Origin of the sequence: Halomonas marinisediminis, from assembly GCF_004347715.1 — a bacterium.
GTDB lineage: Bacteria > Pseudomonadota > Gammaproteobacteria > Pseudomonadales > Halomonadaceae > Halomonas > Halomonas icarae.
Genome location: NZ_SLTR01000579.1, coordinates 1 through 258, shown reverse-complemented (window position 1 = coordinate 258; position 258 = coordinate 1). Strand labels below are relative to the sequence as shown.

At 61.6% G+C, this 258-nt stretch carries 1 protein-coding gene; it reads right to left on the bottom strand.

From position 1 onward, the window contains the following. A partial coding sequence (locus E0702_RS17875) for an NrdR family transcriptional regulator (protein ID WP_132045828.1) occupies positions 1 to 209 on the bottom strand: 209 nt, incomplete at its 3' end. Between the last annotated feature and the right edge of the window lie 49 nt (positions 210 to 258).

Here is a 258-nt window from a genome sequence, read left to right as displayed (position 1 = left end):
ATTGAGCGTTCCAGCTTATCGCGGTCGAAATCCTCGCGTTTGCCGGAAGATTTGATAACCACAAGGTCGCGCAACTGCACCCGTTCATAGGTGGTGAACCGCCCCCCGCAGGCCGGGCAGAACCGGCGCCGCCGGATCGCGACATGGTCCTCGGCGGGGCGGGAGTCCTTGACCTGCGTGTCTACGTTTCCACAAAATGGGCACCGCATCGGCGTCTTCCCTCCACGTCCTTATGGCCTGTTGGCGCGTTATCCACAG